Annotated in this window: 14 protein-coding genes; 12 read left to right on the top strand and 2 right to left on the bottom strand. The window is 67.0% G+C overall.

Features of this window, described 5'->3' with window-relative positions; translation table 11 throughout:
• The first annotated feature begins 411 nt into the window (after positions 1-411).
• Together AB0H93_RS31830 and AB0H93_RS31825 are read left to right on the top strand one after the other, a co-directional pair.
• Positions 412-1,290 (top strand): cytochrome P450, encoded by an 879-nt coding sequence (locus tag AB0H93_RS31830; RefSeq protein WP_165968465.1) that lies wholly within the window; start codon positions 412-414, stop codon positions 1,288-1,290.
• Between the two features lie 317 nt (positions 1,291-1,607).
• The gene (locus AB0H93_RS31825) at positions 1,608-3,455 is read left to right on the top strand and encodes a ThiF family adenylyltransferase (RefSeq protein ID WP_358577572.1); all 1,848 of its coding nucleotides are present in this window, start codon (positions 1,608-1,610) and stop codon (positions 3,453-3,455) included.
• A 78-nt stretch (positions 3,456-3,533) separates the two neighbouring features.
• On the opposite strand, the gene AB0H93_RS31820 is transcribed toward AB0H93_RS31825, so the two are convergent.
• On the bottom strand, positions 3,534-4,436 hold the full coding sequence (locus AB0H93_RS31820; protein ID WP_358577570.1) for a LysR substrate-binding domain-containing protein: 903 nt from the start codon (positions 4,434-4,436) through the stop codon (positions 3,534-3,536).
• Between the two features lie 110 nt (positions 4,437-4,546).
• Between AB0H93_RS31820 and kdgD the strand changes: the two genes are divergently transcribed.
• The 8 genes from kdgD to AB0H93_RS31780 all read left to right on the top strand — a co-directional run bounded on the left by kdgD (position 4,547) and on the right by AB0H93_RS31780 (position 12,863).
• A complete protein-coding gene (kdgD, locus tag AB0H93_RS31815; RefSeq protein WP_358577568.1) occupies positions 4,547-5,473 on the top strand; it encodes a 5-dehydro-4-deoxyglucarate dehydratase in 927 nt (308 codons plus the stop codon).
• A 29-nt stretch (positions 5,474-5,502) separates the two neighbouring features.
• Positions 5,503-7,125 carry an aldehyde dehydrogenase (NADP(+)) gene (locus AB0H93_RS31810; RefSeq protein ID WP_358577566.1) on the top strand — a complete coding sequence of 541 codons (1,623 nt, stop codon included), beginning with the start codon at positions 5,503-5,505 and terminating at the stop codon, positions 7,123-7,125.
• A gap of 248 nt (positions 7,126-7,373) precedes the next feature.
• Positions 7,374-8,225: an ABC transporter permease gene (locus tag AB0H93_RS31805; RefSeq protein ID WP_358577564.1), complete on the top strand. Its 852-nt coding sequence runs from the start codon at positions 7,374-7,376 to the stop codon at positions 8,223-8,225.
• A gap of 21 nt (positions 8,226-8,246) precedes the next feature.
• On the top strand, positions 8,247-9,272 hold the full coding sequence (locus AB0H93_RS31800) for an ABC transporter substrate-binding protein (RefSeq protein ID WP_358577561.1): 1,026 nt from the start codon (positions 8,247-8,249) through the stop codon (positions 9,270-9,272).
• Positions 9,273-9,291: 19 nt separating this feature from the next.
• Positions 9,292-10,071 (top strand): ABC transporter ATP-binding protein, encoded by a 780-nt coding sequence (locus AB0H93_RS31795; RefSeq protein WP_358577558.1) that lies wholly within the window; start codon positions 9,292-9,294, stop codon positions 10,069-10,071.
• A gap of 49 nt (positions 10,072-10,120) precedes the next feature.
• Positions 10,121-11,770 carry a M24 family metallopeptidase gene (locus AB0H93_RS31790; protein ID WP_358577555.1) on the top strand — a complete coding sequence of 550 codons (1,650 nt, stop codon included), beginning with the start codon at positions 10,121-10,123 and terminating at the stop codon, positions 11,768-11,770.
• A gap of 103 nt (positions 11,771-11,873) precedes the next feature.
• Positions 11,874-12,335: a RidA family protein gene (locus AB0H93_RS31785; protein ID WP_358577552.1), complete on the top strand. Its 462-nt coding sequence runs from the start codon at positions 11,874-11,876 to the stop codon at positions 12,333-12,335.
• A gap of 300 nt (positions 12,336-12,635) precedes the next feature.
• On the top strand, positions 12,636-12,863 hold the full coding sequence (locus tag AB0H93_RS31780; RefSeq protein WP_358577550.1) for a hypothetical protein: 228 nt from the start codon (positions 12,636-12,638) through the stop codon (positions 12,861-12,863).
• Positions 12,864-13,025: 162 nt separating this feature from the next.
• On the opposite strand, the gene AB0H93_RS31775 is transcribed toward AB0H93_RS31780, so the two are convergent.
• Positions 13,026-13,751, bottom strand: a complete 726-nt coding sequence (locus AB0H93_RS31775) for an SDR family oxidoreductase (protein ID WP_358577548.1) — start codon at positions 13,749-13,751, stop codon at positions 13,026-13,028.
• A 92-nt stretch (positions 13,752-13,843) separates the two neighbouring features.
• Between AB0H93_RS31775 and AB0H93_RS31770 the strand changes: the two genes are divergently transcribed.
• A complete protein-coding gene (locus AB0H93_RS31770; protein ID WP_358577545.1) occupies positions 13,844-14,680 on the top strand; it encodes a LysR family transcriptional regulator in 837 nt (278 codons plus the stop codon).
• 406 nt (positions 14,681-15,086) lie between these two features.
• A complete protein-coding gene (locus tag AB0H93_RS31765; RefSeq protein WP_358577542.1) occupies positions 15,087-15,794 on the top strand; it encodes a DUF4232 domain-containing protein in 708 nt (235 codons plus the stop codon).
• Positions 15,795-15,885: the final 91 nt, after the last annotated feature.

The following is a 15,885-nucleotide window of genomic DNA, read 5'->3' as shown; positions in this document are numbered from 1 at the left end:
CTCCCCTATCCCATGCTGCCGTGACGGAGTGAACAACCGATGCTGCAACACCCATCCGACAGGCCTCCACAATCCGAGCACAGAAACCTTTTTCCTGCAGGGTTCCCCCAGGGCCTCACACAACTCCGTGACCTCCACCAGTTGCTGTCCGAAATACGCAGCACAGGCGCTGTGAACCGGATCTCCGACAGCACCTGGTTTGTAGCCCGGTATCGAGAAACCGTACAGGCCCTCACAGACACTCGGCTCAGCAGCGACCCCTCCAAGGGCAGGTGCCCAGCCGACCCCGACCTACAGCAGCACATTTCGCGCGCCGCGTTCCCCCAGAGTCTGTTCACAACGGATCCGCCCAAGCACACTCGCCTGCGCAAGAGCGTCGCCCGCTACTTGACCCACCGCCAAGCCGAACTCATGCGCCCGTTCATCGACCACACAACGCGCTCACTGATCAGCACCGTCACGAAGCGCGGGGTGGTCGATGCCGTAGCGGAGATCGCGGAACCGATCTCCGCCTTGACTATCGGCAAACTTCTCGGCGTGCCCAAGGCCGATCTAGACAAGATCGTGCGTTGGTCCCATGATCTCTGGACCGAGCAACTGGACGATAACGCGCGCTGCGTCAGCGCCAATGGCCATAAAGCGCTGCGCGAATACACCGCCTGGCTCCTGCGGAACCCCGAACAAGCAACGACCGACGGACTAATCGGCAAACTCCTGGCCGCCGATACCAACCGACTACACGCGACCGAGATCCTGACCATGGTGATGCTGCTTCTTGTTGCAGGCCTTGATACCAGCATCAGCCTGATCTCCAGCACCCTCCTGCATCTTCTGTGTCACGCAGACCGCCGCCGACTCCTCTACCAATCTCCGGGCACGATACCCAAAGCGATAGAGGAAATACTGCGCTACGAGGGCCCGGCCCTGGCCCCCGTCCACCGTGTGGCAACCGAAGAACTCACCTTGGGAGACAACACCATCAAAGAGGGCGATCGCGTCTTTCTGTGTCTGGCCAGCGCCAACCGGGACGAGCGACGCTTCACACAACCCGACACTGTCCTTATAGACAGACACCCCAACCACCACCTCGGGTTCGGCCATGGAATCCACCGGTGTCCCGGCGCCCCGCTCGCCACATTGTTGACACAGACCGTCGTGACTGCGCTGCTACACGCACCGATCAACATCGAACTTGCAGTCCACCCCCGCGAGTTGCAATGGCGTCAGGGGAAAGTGCGCTGCCTCAGGAGCCTCCCGGTGCGCTTCAAGAGCGCGACCCACAGCGGGTAGCGGACTCCGTCCGCAACTGCCCGCTGTCGTACCGATCTTGGGACAATTTGCAGAAACTGATGCCACACCCCTCGGCCTGGCGAACCTGACGATCCTCGTCCTCGGCGCGCTCGGATAACCGAAGCCACCGCAGCTCAAGCCACCCCATCCTATTCAACGAGACCGTCCAGACCAGCAAAGCTACCGCTACGTAACGGCGAAACTTCAGGAAATACGGAAGATGAACTTCCGGCGAGCGCTGGAGAAAGATCGTGCATTCGAATTTCAGAGGTCCTGATCCGCTCGCCGCTGGCACGGCGAGTTTCGGTGCGGAGGCCGTGAGCCGCAACCTGGACATTCTCACCGAGCGTGAGCAAGCGGTACTGCGGGCCGCGACCGTGCTGGTGGCCGGCTGCGGCAGCGTGGGTGGTGCCGTGGTCGAGCCGCTGGCGCGAATGGGTGTCACCCGTTTCCGGCTCGCCGACCCGGACAGCTTCGACGTGTCGAACCTCAACCGGCAGGCGTGCGTGGTCGCTGATGTCGGCCTGCCGAAACCCGAGGTGCTCGCCCGCCGGGTAGTCGCGATCAGTCCCACCGCCGAGGTGCGCACCTACCTGGACGGTCTCACCCTGGAAAACCTCGACGAGGCGCTCGACGGCGCGCATGTCGCCTTCGACGCGATCGATCCCGCGATGTCCGCGTGGGTCAAGTACCAGCTGCACGAACGCGCCTCCCGACGCGGCATTCCCGTCGTCGCCGGAGTCGACTGGGGCGGAAAACCGGCCGTGTTCGTCTTCGACTACCGCCGCAACCCGCTGCCGTTCCACGGGAAGGCGACCGCGGAAGCGCACCGGGACAACCGTCTGTGGGACTCCGTGCGCTGGTTCGGCAGGACCCACTTCCCCAGCGACTATCTCCCGGTCATGTCCGACCGGCTGGCCAACGGCGGTACCTGGCCGCAGATTTCGTACTGCGTGATGGGTCTCGGTGCGCTCGGCAGCAGGGTTGTGCTCAACTTGCTGATGAACCGACGGGTGAAACCCGTTGTGACGGTGGACCTCCATGCTGCGGCCATGCCGAGAGCCGCGGCGTTGGCACACCGGGTGCGCATGCCGCTGGAACTCGCCCGAACTCTGTGGACCGTTCACCAGGTGACGCGAAAAGGCGGTTCTCGGCCCGTGCGGAGCGGGCAACGGGAGCGCGAACTGCCCCCGGAACTCGCCGCTGTCCTGGACGGCGCCCGTCTCGCTCCCTCCACGTACAACTCCCAGCCGTGGCGTTTCGGAATCGTCGACCACCACACCGTCCGGCTCGCGCGCAACGGGGAACGCTGGCCGGCAGTGCATCCGGACGAGCTGGGCTGGGCCGAGAACCTCGGATGCGCGCTGGGAGCTCTTTCTTATCTCTCGCACGGCGAGTGGGAGGCGCACGACGGTGCGCTCACGGACCAGAGCTGGTTCGCAGGCCGATTCCGCCTCGATCGCCTGCGTGATGACTTCTTGACCCGCCAGGGTGTTCTGGGGGCACGTTCGACGCACCGAGGCGACATGCTGTCGACCCCGATCGACTGCACGACCCTGAAGCAGGTCGAAAAACTGTGTGCCGACCGAAATGTCGAGCTGGAGACGATGAGCAGCTCGCAAGCCCGAAGCAGGCTCCTCGGCCGGACCGAACGCGATAGGTCCACGTTGATCGGCCACGAGGACGAACTGTGGGCGTGGGTGCGCAAGCGGGCCGATACCGAGTTCGGCCTCAGTTCGTTCGGCACACCTCACGACCTGCTCGGAATCTCCGGTGTCGCCGGACGTCTTGCATCGGCTCTGGCGGGGTCGGCGATACCGGACGTGGTCAGACGCCGCGTGCTGGCCGGGGTCGTCGAGCACAGACGTGCCCGACAGCTGCGCAATTGCGGCGCGCTACTCGTGCTGCGCGGCCCACGTCAGAGCGTAGCTGACCGCATCAACGCGGGTGAGACGTTGATGCGACTGTGGCTGGCCCTGGTTGAGCAGGGATACGCGGCTCAACCGTTGCTGGGAGAATTCGGCGGACTCGGGATCCCTTCGACCAAAGACACCTCCGGCGACAATGCCGTGCTGGCGGTCCTGCGTGTCGGCAAGGGAACCAGACCACCGACCACGAGAGTGGCGCGCTGTCCGCTGGCGACGTCGGTGAAATGGGTCGAATAGCACACTCCCGCTGAACTCAGGTCCGGGCGCCGCCTGCGGCGGCGCGGGCCGGGGTCCCCACATAGTCGATCGGCTAGATCAGGAGAAGCCTCGGCTGGCCACGTCGATCACCAGGTCCCGGACGGCGTGCAGGGCAGGGTTGTCGTCGTTCGCCCGCCAGGCGGCGACGAGTTCGACCGGCTCGCCGTCGATCCCGGCCACCGGGCGCAGCGCGACGCCGTCCAGCCCGAGCGCCTCGGCTGCTTGCGGTACGAGCGCCAAGCCGAGCCCGGCCCGCACCAGGGCCAGGATCGTGTGCACCTGGGTTAGGTGGTGAACGTACCGGGGCGCGACTCCTGCGCTGCGGAACACGCCAACCAGCACCTCGTGGAAGTAGCGGGCCTCAGTCGGCGAGTACATGACGAACGGTTGGCCGTCGAGGTCGCGCACGTGCAGCACCCGGCCCGGCGCGGCCAGCGGATGTCCGGCCGGGATCGCGGCCAGCAAGGCCTCCTGGTGCAGCGGGCAGTGCTCCAGCCCGGTGCCGGGGACCGGGGGACGGACCAGGCCCAGGTCCAGTTCCCCGGACCGCAGCTCCTCCAGCTGGATTCCGGAAACCCGCTCGCGTAGCACCAGGTCGACGCCCGGCAGTCGGGTGCGAATGGCGCCGACGACGGCGTCGAGCACCGAGTGCGCCGACGACGCCGTGAAACCCAGCGCCACCGTCCCGATCTCGCCCGCGGGCACCCGGCGCACCGACAGCGTCGCCTGCTCGGACAGCCCGAGGATGCGCCGGGCGTCGCCCAGGAACGCCCGCCCGGCGGCGGTGAGCCGGACGGCCCGGCCGGCTCGGTCGAACAGCTCGACGTCCAGCTCGCGCTCCAGCAGCTGGATCCGCCGGGACAGCGGGGGCTGGGTCATCGACAGTCGTTCCGCCGCGCGGCCGTAGTGCAGGGTCTCGGCGACAGCGACGAAGCTCTCCAGCTGGCTCAGCGTAAACACGGATTCATTATAGGTATCAGTCAATGCTGAAACAGTGTTGGACGCGCATCGTTTTGGTTCTTACGGTGGATCCCAATCGCCCTAGCGGATGCCCCCAGGAGGAAAAGCTGATGCCCGCCTTCACCCCGACCGAGCTCGCCGAGCGCCTCGGCTCCGGGCTGCTTTCGTTCCCGGTCACCCACTTCACCCGGGACCTGGCGTTCGACGAGCCCGCCTACCGGGAGAACATCATCCGCCTCGGCAAGTACGAGGTCGCCGGCCTGTTCGCCGCTGGCGGGACTGGGGAGTTCTTCTCCCTGACCCCGAAGGAGGTCGGCAACGTCGTCCGGGCGGCCGTCGGCAGCGCGCCGGAGGGCACCCCGATCCTCGCTCCGGCCGGGCACGGCACCGCGCAGGCGGTCGAGATGGCCCGCGACGCCGAGGCGGCCGGCGCCGACGGCCTGCTGCTGTTCCCGCCCTACCTCACTGAGGCCTCCCCCGACGGCCTCAGCGCTCATGTGCGCGCGGTCTGCGAGTCCACTTCGCTGGGCGTGGTGCTCTATAGCCGGGCGAACGCTGTGTACACATCGGAGACGGTGGCCACGCTTGCTGACGCGTGCCCGAACCTGGTCGGTTTCAAGGACGGTGTCGGTGACCTGGAGGCGATCACTCGGATTCACTCGCGTCTCGGTGACCGCTTGGTGTACATCGGTGGGCTGCCGACGGCGGAGACGTTCGCGCTGCCGTACCTGGAGTTGGGTGTCACGACCTACAGCTCGGCGATCTTCAACTTCCTGCCCGAGTTCGCCCTGACCTTCTACCGCGCGGTGCGGGCAGGGGACCGAACGAAGGTGCGTCGACTGCTCGACGACGTCGTGCTGCCCTATACCGCGATTCGTGACCGCAAGGCGGGCTACGCGGTGAGCATCGTCAAGGCTGGCATGAATCTCGTCGGGCACCCAGCCGGTCCGGTCCGGCCTCCGCTGACTGACCTGGATGACGCCGAGAACGCACTGTTGGTCGACGTCGTCGAAACCTCGCGCACCGCCACCATCTGAGCACAGCGATGAAGCTGAAGGAGACACTCGTGCCCGCTCCCCCACAAACCTGCCCGACCGGCGCCATGGTCATCGGAGCTGAACCCGTCATCGGCACGGGCGAGCAGGTCCGGTCCGCCGATCCCCGTACTGGCGCGGCTCTCGGCCCCGCCTACTCGGCGGCGTCGGTCGAGCAGGTCGAGCGGGCTTGTGCGCTGGCAGCGCAGGCGTTTCCGGTGTTTCGGGCGACCACCGCCGAGCGGCGTGCCGAGTTCCTCGAGTGCATCGCCGATCTGCTCGACGAGCGCCGGGAGGCACTGGTCGAGCGCGCTCACGCCGAGACCGCGCTGCCCCGTCCGCGGCTCACCGGCGAAGTCGGTCGCACCAGCGGTCAGCTGCGCCTGTTCGCCGCGGAGCTGCGGGCCGGGACCTGGCAGGGCGCCCGGATCGATCCGGCACGGCCCGACCGCGCCCCGCTGCCACGCCCCGATATCCGGCAGCGCCGGATCGCGCTCGGCCCGGTCGCGGTGTTCGGCGCGAGCAATTTTCCGTTGGCCTTCTCCACCGCTGGGGGCGACACGGCGTCGGCGCTGGCCGCGGGGTGCCCGGTCGTTGTCAAGGCGCATCCGGCACATCTGGGTACCGCAGAACTGGCGGCACGGGCGATCGCCGACGCAGCGGCCGAGACGGGGATGCCCGAGGGCGTGTTCTCCCAGCTCGTCGGCAGCGGGACCGAAATCGGTGCCCGGCTCGTCAGCGATCCGCGGATTCGTGCCGTGGGCTTCACCGGGTCCCGCAGCGGCGGGCTTGCGATCGCGGCCGCAGCTGCGGCGCGGCCAGTGCCGATCCCGGTGTACGCCGAGATGAGCAGCATCAATCCGGTGCTGCTGCTACCCGCAGCGCTCGGATCCCGCGGCGCCGAGCTGGGCGAGGCGTTCGCCGGATCGCTGACTCTCGGCGCCGGACAGTTCTGCACCAACCCTGGCTTGGTGCTTGCGATCGACGGACCGGGCCTCGACGCGTTCACCAAGGCCGCCATTGACGCCGTCGCCACCAACCCCGGAGCCACCATGCTCACCACCGGCATCGCCGACCACTACGCCACCGCCGGTGATGCCCTTGCTGCCCGGGACGGCGTCGAGGAGCTCGCACGCGGCAGCCGGCCCGGCGGTGCGGCTGGTGGTTGCGCCCGGCTGCTGACCGTCGACGGTGCCCGGTTCGTCGCCGATCCGGAGCTGCAGGCCGAGGTTTTCGGTGCGACGTCGCTGCTCGTCCGATGCGCGGACACCACCGAGCTGACCGCAGCGGTATGCGCGCTGGAAGGTCAGCTCACCGCGACCGTGCACGCCGATGAGGCCGATCATCCACTCGCCGCGAAGCTGCTGCCGCTGTTGGAGGAGCGGGCCGGGCGCATCCTGTTCGATGGCTGGCCCACCGGAGTCGAGGTCGGACACGCGATGGTGCACGGCGGCCCGTTCCCGGCCACGACAGACCCGCGCAGCACCTCGGTCGGGACGCTCGCGATCGAGCGCTTCCTGCGACCCGTCGCCTATCAAGACGTACCGGCGGCATTGCTGCCGGCCGAGGTTCGTGACGACAATCCGGTTGGCGTATGGCGTCGACTCGACGGTGAACCCGGTCGAGACGCGCTCGCCGCCGACAGCGCCGATTAACCAGTGTGGCCATGTGTGACGGGTTACCCCCGGCCAGATCCGGCCCTCGCCGACCATTCCCGCGACCGCCCGGTCGCAACCCTTCCAATGTTGTGAGGACCTAATGACACCGCGATCGTTCACGTCGTCACTGCCACCTCTCCCCGCCACGGGCTCCCACTGGCGTCCACATCCGCAGTCGGAAGTCGTCGATGCTCGTCCCGCGGCGCTGTCCGCGCACGGCGCGCCTTTCGATGGGAGCTCCCGCCATGGCCACTCCTGAAGTCAGTTCGGACGGCCTGCGCCAGTCCTCGCCCGAGGCACCGCTCGGTGGACAGGCGGCACCCCGGCCGAGAGGACCCAGCCGTGACTCGATCGCGGCCGGCGTGAAGGCAGTCGCGGGGATCGTCGGGCTCTTCGTCGTCTGGCAGCTGCTGGTGATCATCTTCGATCCGCCGGAATTCCTGCTCGTCGGGCCGATCTCGGCCTTCGCCGAGCTGATCGAACGGCCCGGGTACTTCGCGAGCAACACCTTCGTCACGCTGCAGGAGGCGCTTGCCGGCTTCGCGCTCGGCACCGCGCTCGGGGTTCTGTGCGGCGCGGCACTGCACTACTCGACGACCGTGCGCAGTTTCCTCTACCCCGCGCTCATCGCAATCGACACCATCCCCAAGGTTGCGCTCGCACCGCTGTTCATCGTGTGGTTCGGGTTCGGCTTCGAGTCCAAGGCGTTCGTCGCGATGGCCATCGCGTTCTTCCCCCTGGTGATCAACACCTATGACGGCCTGAGCTCGGTACCCCACGAACTGCAGGAGCTGGCACGGATCAACAAGGCGTCGCAGTGGAAGAAGATGACGAAGATCGAGTTCATCTACGCGATCCCGTCGATCTTCTCCGGAGCGAAGATCTCCATCTCGCTCGCTGTGGGTGGGGCGGTCGTCGGTGAGTTCATCGCCGGCTCGAAGGGGTTGGGATATGTCATCCTCCTCGCCAACAGCCAGGTCGACCTGCCGTCGATGTTCGCGGCCTTCATCGTGCTCGCCGCCATCGCCCTGGCGTTGTTCTTCATCGTCGACTTCGCGGGACGAAAGCTGGTCCCGTGGAAGAACCACGCGAAGTGACCGCGGGGATCGGAGACTCGAATGCGGAACTCCACTCGTAAGATCGCCGCGATGGTCGGGGCGGTGCTGCTCGTGGCCCTGTCGGGCTGCACGAGCGGCAGCGGAAAGAACTCGATGACCCTCATGCTCGACGTGGCCTACCTGCCGAAGCACGCCCCGTTCATCTCGGCCGTCGAGCGGGGCTTCTTCAAAGCGGAAGGCATCGACCTCACAGTCATGCCAGGGTCGGGATCGACCAACACCGTCACCTCCGTCGACACCGGCAAGGTCGACGCCGGCTGGGCGGACTTCGGCGCCACGGTCACCAGCCAGGGCAGGGGCGCCAAAGTCAAACAGGTCAACCTCCTGCAGGCCAGGTCCGCCTACGCGGTCGTCGCCCTCGCGGGCACCGGAATCAACGGATGGGCCGATCTCCCGGGCAAGACAGTCGCCACCGAGGGCGGGGGCGCGATGACCGCGATGTGGCCGTACGCGATGAGCAGGCTCGGGCTCAAGGAGGGCGATGTCAACGTCGTCCACGCCACGAGCGGATCGAAGATCCCCGGACTGCTGGCCGGACAGTGGGACGCCAACCTCGCCCTGTACGTCTCCGACGAGCCGGCCATTGACGCGCTCGACCGGAAAGCCGTTGTGCTGAAGTGGTCCGACCTGGGCATCGACCTCTACGGCAACGGGATCGTCGTCTCCGACGAGAAGCTCAGAAACGATCCCGAGCAGGTGCGGAGGTTCAACCGGGCGATGCAGAAGGGCTTCCTGTGGGCGTGCCAGCACCCGGCCGAAGCCGCCCAGGACTTCCAGAAAGAGGTCTCGGGCTTCGAGACCAAGACCATCACCCTCGCAATCGGCGAGCAATGCGCCCTCAACTGGGGCACCGGTGAGGCGGCGGACCAGTTCGGTGTCATGGACGACGCCGGCGTCCAGAAAATGATCGACGTCGCCCGCCAGTTCCTCGGCCTGAACCCGGCGAGCCACCTCACCCCAGCCGACGTGTACAGCAACGCCTACCTCGAACCGCTGCACCGCAACGAGACCATCCAGGCACCGTGACGGCCGAACGGAGAGTCACATGAACAACGAGTACGCCATCTCGGTCAACAACGTGGGAAAGACCTACCGATCCCGGGACGGCCAGGACAACCCGGTGCTCAAGGGACTGGACTTCCACGTGAAGCCGGGACAGTTCGTCTCGATCGTCGGCCAGTCGGGAAGCGGGAAAACCACGCTGCTCAAAACGATCTCCGGCCTGCAGGAGCCCACCGAGGGCGAAATCCTGGTCAAGGGACGGCCGATCCGCGACGGGCTCGAGGACATCGCGATGGTGTTCCAGAGCCCCGTGCTCCTGCCGTGGCGCAACAACATCGACAACGTGCTCCTGCCCCTGGAGTTCCGCGGCACCCGCACCGACGAGTCACGCCGCTACGCCCACGAACTGCTCGAGATGGTCGGGCTGGGCGGCAAAGCCGAGCACTACTCCTACGAGCTCAGCGGCGGGATGCAGCAACGGGTGGCCATCTGCCGCGCGCTGGTCTCCCACCCCGAACTGCTGCTCATGGACGAGCCCTTCGGCGCGCTCGACGCCATGACCCGCGACTCGATGAACTTCGAGATCCAGCGCATCTGGCAGACCACCGGGTGCAGCGTCCTGTTCGTCACGCACAGCATCTCCGAGGCGGTCTGGCTCGGTGACCGGGTGGTCGTCGTCGGCGGCCGCCCCGGCCGTATCGTCGCCGACATCGCGATCGACCTCCCGCGGCCCCGGGGCAAAGAGCACCGGTTCTCCGCAGCCTTCTCCGACTACACGACGGAAATCGAATCCCACATCGGTGTCATGACCGGAATCAGCTGACCGCCGCCAGCCCGGCCTCCCGACCCGAAATCGACATCAGGGAATACCAATGCTGAGCCTCACCGCAGACGCCTCGCAGGTCGAACGAACCTACGGTCTCAATGCACGCAAGAGCTTGCTGTTCTCCGCGATCCGCCTCGACTCCTACCCGCTCGTCGCACCACTGATCGCACAGACCGACAACGGCCAGTACCTGCTCGTGCGCCAACAAGAGCAGGGCAACGCCCTCTCAGCCGGAGTCCCGAAGGACCAGATCAAGTTCTACGCACCCTGGGTCACGATCGACCCCCGAATCGTCGCCGACACCCCCGCCTCGGCGTCGCTGACGAGCCTGGTGAAGGAACTCGCCGGCGGCGCGGCGGTGAGCCTCGCTGCCGACGTCGTCTACAGCCACTACCGCACGCTCTCCGGCTCAGTCGAACTCGTCGTCTCCGACCAGGACTCCACCCCGGTCACCGCATACGAACTCGACCTCGAGGAGGTCCTGGCGAGGTTCGCGGCCTGGCGCGAGACGGGCGTCCACACCGCGCGGCGGCTGATCGAGGACGTCGCACACCTTTCAGGCCTGGCGGAGGAGTTCACCGCCGGCGAGGACAGCCGGTTCTCGGCGCTGAAGACGCTCGCCGCCGACCGCTCTCTCGACGCCCTGCTCCTCGCTGCACCGCCCAACTTCACCGAGGCCACCGGGTTCGCGCAGCCGGACGGAACAGTCGCCCTGTGGCTTGCCGGATCGGACAGGCTGGTCGTGCTGGCGCCCGATGGAGCCTCCGGGGTCTCCGGGGTGCCCGTCGGCCGGTTCCCGTCCATCGGTGCCGCCGTCCAGGCGCTGGCCGGCGGCGTGCGGACCGGTGTCGAGGACGAGTGGATCAGCGTCGGCCTTGCCCGCGAACTCGAGCGCGAGGGAGCGGAACTGATTCCGGTCTCGACAGACCTCGGCCACTGGCGGGACACCCGCGACCACGAGGACCTCGCGTTCCAGGTCCTCGCCGCCCGGGCGAGTGTGTTCGCCATCGAGGAGGCCCTGGCCTGGGCGGAGGAAGGCCTCAACGCCGGACGCTCGTTCTCCGAACTCGACATCAACGCCGTGTACCTCGACAAGATCGCCGAATTCCGCACGGTGAACGAGATCCCCTTCGGCATCGAGCCCTACTTCACCAACCTGCACTCGTCCAACCGGATGCTCTTCCCCGGCCCACCCGTCGACTACCCGATCAACGACGAGACGACCTGCATCCAGCTCGACGCCGGGGTGCGCATCGTCGTCGACGGGGTCACCGTCGCCACCTCCGACATGGCCCGCTCCCTGCCCCGCACCGCGGCGGCGAAGGAGGCGTACAGCTTCTTCTTCGACGTGGTGCGCGAGGGCATCATCGGGCAGCTCAAGCCCGGCGTGGTGTGCGAGGACGTGCACGAGGGAACCTTGCGCTACCTGGCGCCCCACCTGGACCGGATGGTCGCGATAGGGATGCTCGGAGCGGACGTCGATTTCAACAGCGAATACCGCAAGCGCAACGTCGGCCACCTCATGGGCAAGCAGGAGTCGTTCGCGAACGAACTCCGGCCTGGCTACAAGCACGTCCTTGAAGTCGGCTCGTATGGTGCCGCCGAAATCCCGTGGCGCTACGAGAACGCGGCAATCGGCACCGAGGACCTCTGGTACATCGGACGCGACCGGACCTACATCGTGAGCAAACGATGACGGCTGAACAGCCAAATCGTGCGTGCGGAGCGGGTGCAACGCGGGGCCGAGACGCACGATCCAACCCGCATCGCTTGCCCGGCATATCGAATTGGGATGCAACATGACTGACGTGCAAGAGCGTCTTAAAGCGCTGTCCATCGAGCTCCCTGCGCTCAGTGCGCCCCGCTACGCGTATGAGGCGACCGTACGATGCGGCGATCTCCTCTATGTGTCCGGCCAAATCTCACGGACCGCCTCGGGCGAGATCCTGCAAGGCTGTCTGGGAGACGATGCGACCGTGGCTGACGGAGTGACCGCCGCGAGAACCTCTGCGCTCAACCTACTGGCGCGCATACATGACGCAGTCGGCCTCGGCAACGTGCAGCAGGTGCTGAAGCTCAATGCCTGGGCCACGAGTTCACGAGACTTCGTGGACCAGCCGACGGTGATCGATGGGGCTTCGCAGCTGTTGCTCGACGTTCTGGGCGACGCGGGTCGCCACGCACGGACCGCCCTGCCGGCCCACGTGCTCCCCCAAGGTGCGCTCGTGGAACTCGACGCCACGATCGCCCTTCGCAGCTAGACCGTAAGAGTTGAGCGTCTCGACGTCTCAGTTGACGAGTGATCGCACAAGAATCAGTGCTGGCCAGCACCCAATACGTTGCCCACCGCGAAAAGTCCGGGTCACCACGTGCGAGCTCAACTGGCACGCCCACATCCAAAAATATTCAACTTGCGCCTTTGGGCAACATTCACGGGTCGCGCACGCCCCATCGCCTCGGATGACCTGGTCACGACTGATGCCGCTGCTTAGGCTCACAGGCACTGCGTCGAATCTCCCCTTTCGACGTCACCTCCGTCTCGATGCGAATGGAGCTCGATGATGATGATTCGAAAGCTGGCCGCGGCCGCCCTGCTCACCCTGGGGGTCGCCGCCGCCACCCAGGGTGTGGCGTCCGCAGCCACGTTCGTCCCGGCCGGGGTCTACCCGTCGAGCTCCGCCTGCGCCAACGCGGGCAACGCGGGCTTCCCGCAGGGCCGCTGGGTCGGCTGGCGCTGCGAGAACCTGCACAACGGCCAGTACCTGCTGTGGGTGCAGCCGAAGTACTGATCCGGTGCGTGGTGCGGGGGCGCGTCCGTTGTGGACGCGCCCCCGTTCGCTGCGGTTTCCAGGGTTCTGAAGGAATCCCGCTAACTCCGCGAGTTCCTCCGGGCTCGCCTCCGGTCGCCGCTCGCGCAGGTCCCGCACAGCCCAGAGACTTCGTGGAGCGTCTCACCAGGGCACATTCCCGGCGTCGTCGAACAGCCCTCCGGTCGGGCCGTCGTCCGGCAGCGTGGCGAGCCGAATGGCGATCTTGGCGCCTTCTGCGGGCGTGCTGGTTCCGTGGAAGCCGTTGAGATCGGTCGCGACGTAGCCGGGGCAGGCGTTGTTGATTTTGATGTTGGTGCCGCTCAGCTCCTTGGCGTACTGGATGGTGACCGCGTTGAGGAACGTCTTCGACGGTGAGTAGGCCCCGCTGACCCCGCCGAGGTCGACGCCCGGCGTGGTCTGCAAGGTCAGGGAAGCGACGTGGCTGGACTGGTTGACGATCCGCGGACGCTCGGAGCGGCGCAGGAGCGGCAGCATCGCGTTGATGACCCGGACGACGCCGATCACGTTGGTCTCCACCACCGCCCGCATGCTCTCCGGCGTGACGGTCGAGGGCTCCTCCGGCCATGCCCCAGCGATACCGGCGTTGTTGACCAGCACGTCGAGCCGCCCAGCGCGCTCCTCGATCAGTGCAGCGGCGGCCGCAACGCTCGCGTCGTCGGTCACGTCGAGAAGCACACCGAACGCGTCGACGCCGGCCGCGCGCAGCTTCGCCACGGCATCCTCCCGGCGCTGCTCGTCCCGTGCCCCGATTCCGACGCTCCAGCCCAGCGCGCCGAGCCCGGCCGCGATCTCGTATCCGATTCCCTTGTTCGCGCCGGTAACCAGCGCAATCGTCTGTTCGCTCATGCCTTTGATCGTGGCCGGGCACGGGCGGGGAACCAACACCGTCTGAGTCACGCAACGATACCCAGCTGGTATGGATTCGGTAGCCTGAACGGGTGGAAGCGCGGGAGTTGCGGTACTTCGTCGCGGTCGCCGAGGAGTTGCACTTCGGCCGAGCCGCCCAGCGCCTGGGCATCGCCCAGCCGCCGCTGTCGCGGACGATCACTCAGCTTGAGCGACGGCTCGGAGTCGCGTTGCTGGAACGCACCAGCCGCAAAGTCTCGCTCACCGAAGCCGGATCAGTGCTGCTGACCGAAGGCCGGGCGATCCTCGGCGCGCTGGCCGCAGCCGAGCGGCGCACCCAGCGTGCCGCGACGAGTCAGCCCTCGCTCGTCCTGGCCACCAAGGCCGGCGCCTCCGGCGAACTGCTGGCAAAGTTGCTCGACGCGTACGCCGCCGAACCGGGTGCCGTCGCCGTCGACCTGCTGCTCTGCGAATCCCAGCCCCAGCAAACGCTGCATGACGGCCAGGCCGACGTGGCGCTGCTGCATCAACCCTTCGACTCGACGGCCGAGCTCGACACCGAAATTCTGAACGCCGAGGGACAGGTCGCCATTCTTCCCACCTCGCATCCGCTCGCCGGCAGATCCCACGTCCGGACGGCGGATGTCAGTTCACTGCCGGACCTCCCGCTTGCCCGCTGGCCCGGTCCCGGCGGCGTCTATCCCGAGGGCCCCGGCGCGGAAGTACGCAACCAAACGCAGCTCTTCCAGCTGATCGCGCTCGGCCGCACTACCGTGGTCATGCCCGAATCCTGCCGCGCCAACCTGCTCGAAGGCCTGGCCGCCGTGCCGGTTCTAGACGCGCCGACCGTGACGACAGTCATCGCCTGGCCGCCACACAGCCGCTCCCGAGCACTCGCCGATCTAGTCCGCGTAGCCACACGCCTCTGAGCCTTCGCTCTCGCAACCCCGCCCCTCCGTTCGCGGAGTTCCTGTTGTGGCACCGCAATCGCCCGGCGGCATACCGATAATCCTTGCTATCCATACGATTTTTGTTCTGCGTATGGTTGGCGCACGGTTTTGGTTGCGGAACTCCAACCCTGGGTTGGGATTCGCGAACCGAGCTCGTGAAGGATGCGCGGACCGTGCGCCGGGTAAGTCGACGTGCGTGTGGGTGTCGCAGATCTCTCTCGTCGAACCCCCGATTGCCCTAAAGGGCATGATCGGAGGAACGAAGTGTCTAGTCGGCGGCGCGCCTCGAAACAACTTTGGTGCAATGGGCAACCGCACCGGAAGGCGCACGTCTTCAGGAACGAAGACCACAACGCGCTCAACGCGCGGCACGAAAGGATCAAGAATGATGCTCAACCGGACCCGGACGCTGGGTGCAATCGCCGGACTGTTCAGCGGGGCGCTGCTGCTCGCCGGATGCGGCCAGCCGGCGTCGGCCCCCGCCGCACCTACGCTGGGGGCCGTGAACACGCCGGCAACGGCCGCCGGGATCGCTCCCGGCGATTCGAACCCCCAGCCGGCCGACGAATCGGTCAGCAAGGCGACGGGCGAGACGGCCCGCGAGTCCAGCGGGGCGGGCAGCGGCCACCAGTCCACCACCGAGTGCGCGGCATCGGACTTCGCGGTCGACCTGACCGTCCAGCCGAACCGCCCCGGAGTCCTGTTGATGGCCGTCACGAACAAGTCGAAGCAGGACTGCCACGTCAACGGCTGGGCGGACATCGCGCCCGTCGACATGTCCGGCAAGGCGCACACCGAAGTGCCCGTTCAGAAGGTCGAGATCCCGGGCGGCCCGACGGAGGTCACGCTCAACCCGGGCGAGACCGCGTTCGCCGGCGTACTCGTCGAGCGCGGCGACAAGGCGGACCCGAACACCGTGGTCGCCACCGGTTTCAGCGTCAGCGTGCCGGGCGTCGACGGCCCGGTGAACGCCAACATCGTCGGCACCGACGGCACCAGCACCGAGAACGGCGGTCTCTACGCTGAGTTCCCGCTCAAGTCGATGAAGGCCGGCACCCTGCAGCCCACCACCCAAGGCGTCACCGTCTTCTGATCCGGTAAACGCCGGTGAGGGGCACCCATGACCGGGATACTTGGTCACGGGTGCCCCCGCACCGCATCGCCCGCGGGGTCAGCCCGCGGTT

Source organism: Saccharopolyspora sp. NPDC050642, assembly GCF_040654735.1.
GTDB lineage: Bacteria > Actinomycetota > Actinomycetes > Mycobacteriales > Pseudonocardiaceae > Saccharopolyspora > Saccharopolyspora elongata.
This window is presented reverse-complemented; position numbering and strand designations above follow the sequence as displayed.

What these genes read in the sequence shown, in the direction of transcription:
- AB0H93_RS31795 (WP_358577558.1), top strand. Translation starts at nt 9,292, where the DNA reads ATGAACAACGAGTACGCCATCTCGGTCAACAACGTGGGAAAGACCTAC.
- AB0H93_RS31765 (WP_358577542.1), top strand. Translation starts at nt 15,087, where the DNA reads ATGATGCTCAACCGGACCCGGACGCTGGGTGCAATCGCCGGACTGTTC.
- AB0H93_RS31780 (WP_358577550.1), top strand. Translation starts at nt 12,636, where the DNA reads ATGATGATTCGAAAGCTGGCCGCGGCCGCCCTGCTCACCCTGGGGGTC.
- AB0H93_RS31805 (WP_358577564.1), top strand. Translation starts at nt 7,374, where the DNA reads ATGGCCACTCCTGAAGTCAGTTCGGACGGCCTGCGCCAGTCCTCGCCC.
- AB0H93_RS31800 (WP_358577561.1), top strand. Translation starts at nt 8,247, where the DNA reads ATGCGGAACTCCACTCGTAAGATCGCCGCGATGGTCGGGGCGGTGCTG.
- AB0H93_RS31790 (WP_358577555.1), top strand. Translation starts at nt 10,121, where the DNA reads ATGCTGAGCCTCACCGCAGACGCCTCGCAGGTCGAACGAACCTACGGT.
- AB0H93_RS31785 (WP_358577552.1), top strand. Translation starts at nt 11,874, where the DNA reads ATGACTGACGTGCAAGAGCGTCTTAAAGCGCTGTCCATCGAGCTCCCT.
- kdgD (WP_358577568.1), top strand. Translation starts at nt 4,547, where the DNA reads ATGCCCGCCTTCACCCCGACCGAGCTCGCCGAGCGCCTCGGCTCCGGG.
- AB0H93_RS31830 (WP_165968465.1), top strand. Translation starts at nt 412, where the DNA reads ATGCGCCCGTTCATCGACCACACAACGCGCTCACTGATCAGCACCGTC.
- AB0H93_RS31775 (WP_358577548.1), bottom strand. Translation starts at nt 13,751, where the DNA reads ATGAGCGAACAGACGATTGCGCTGGTTACCGGCGCGAACAAGGGAATC.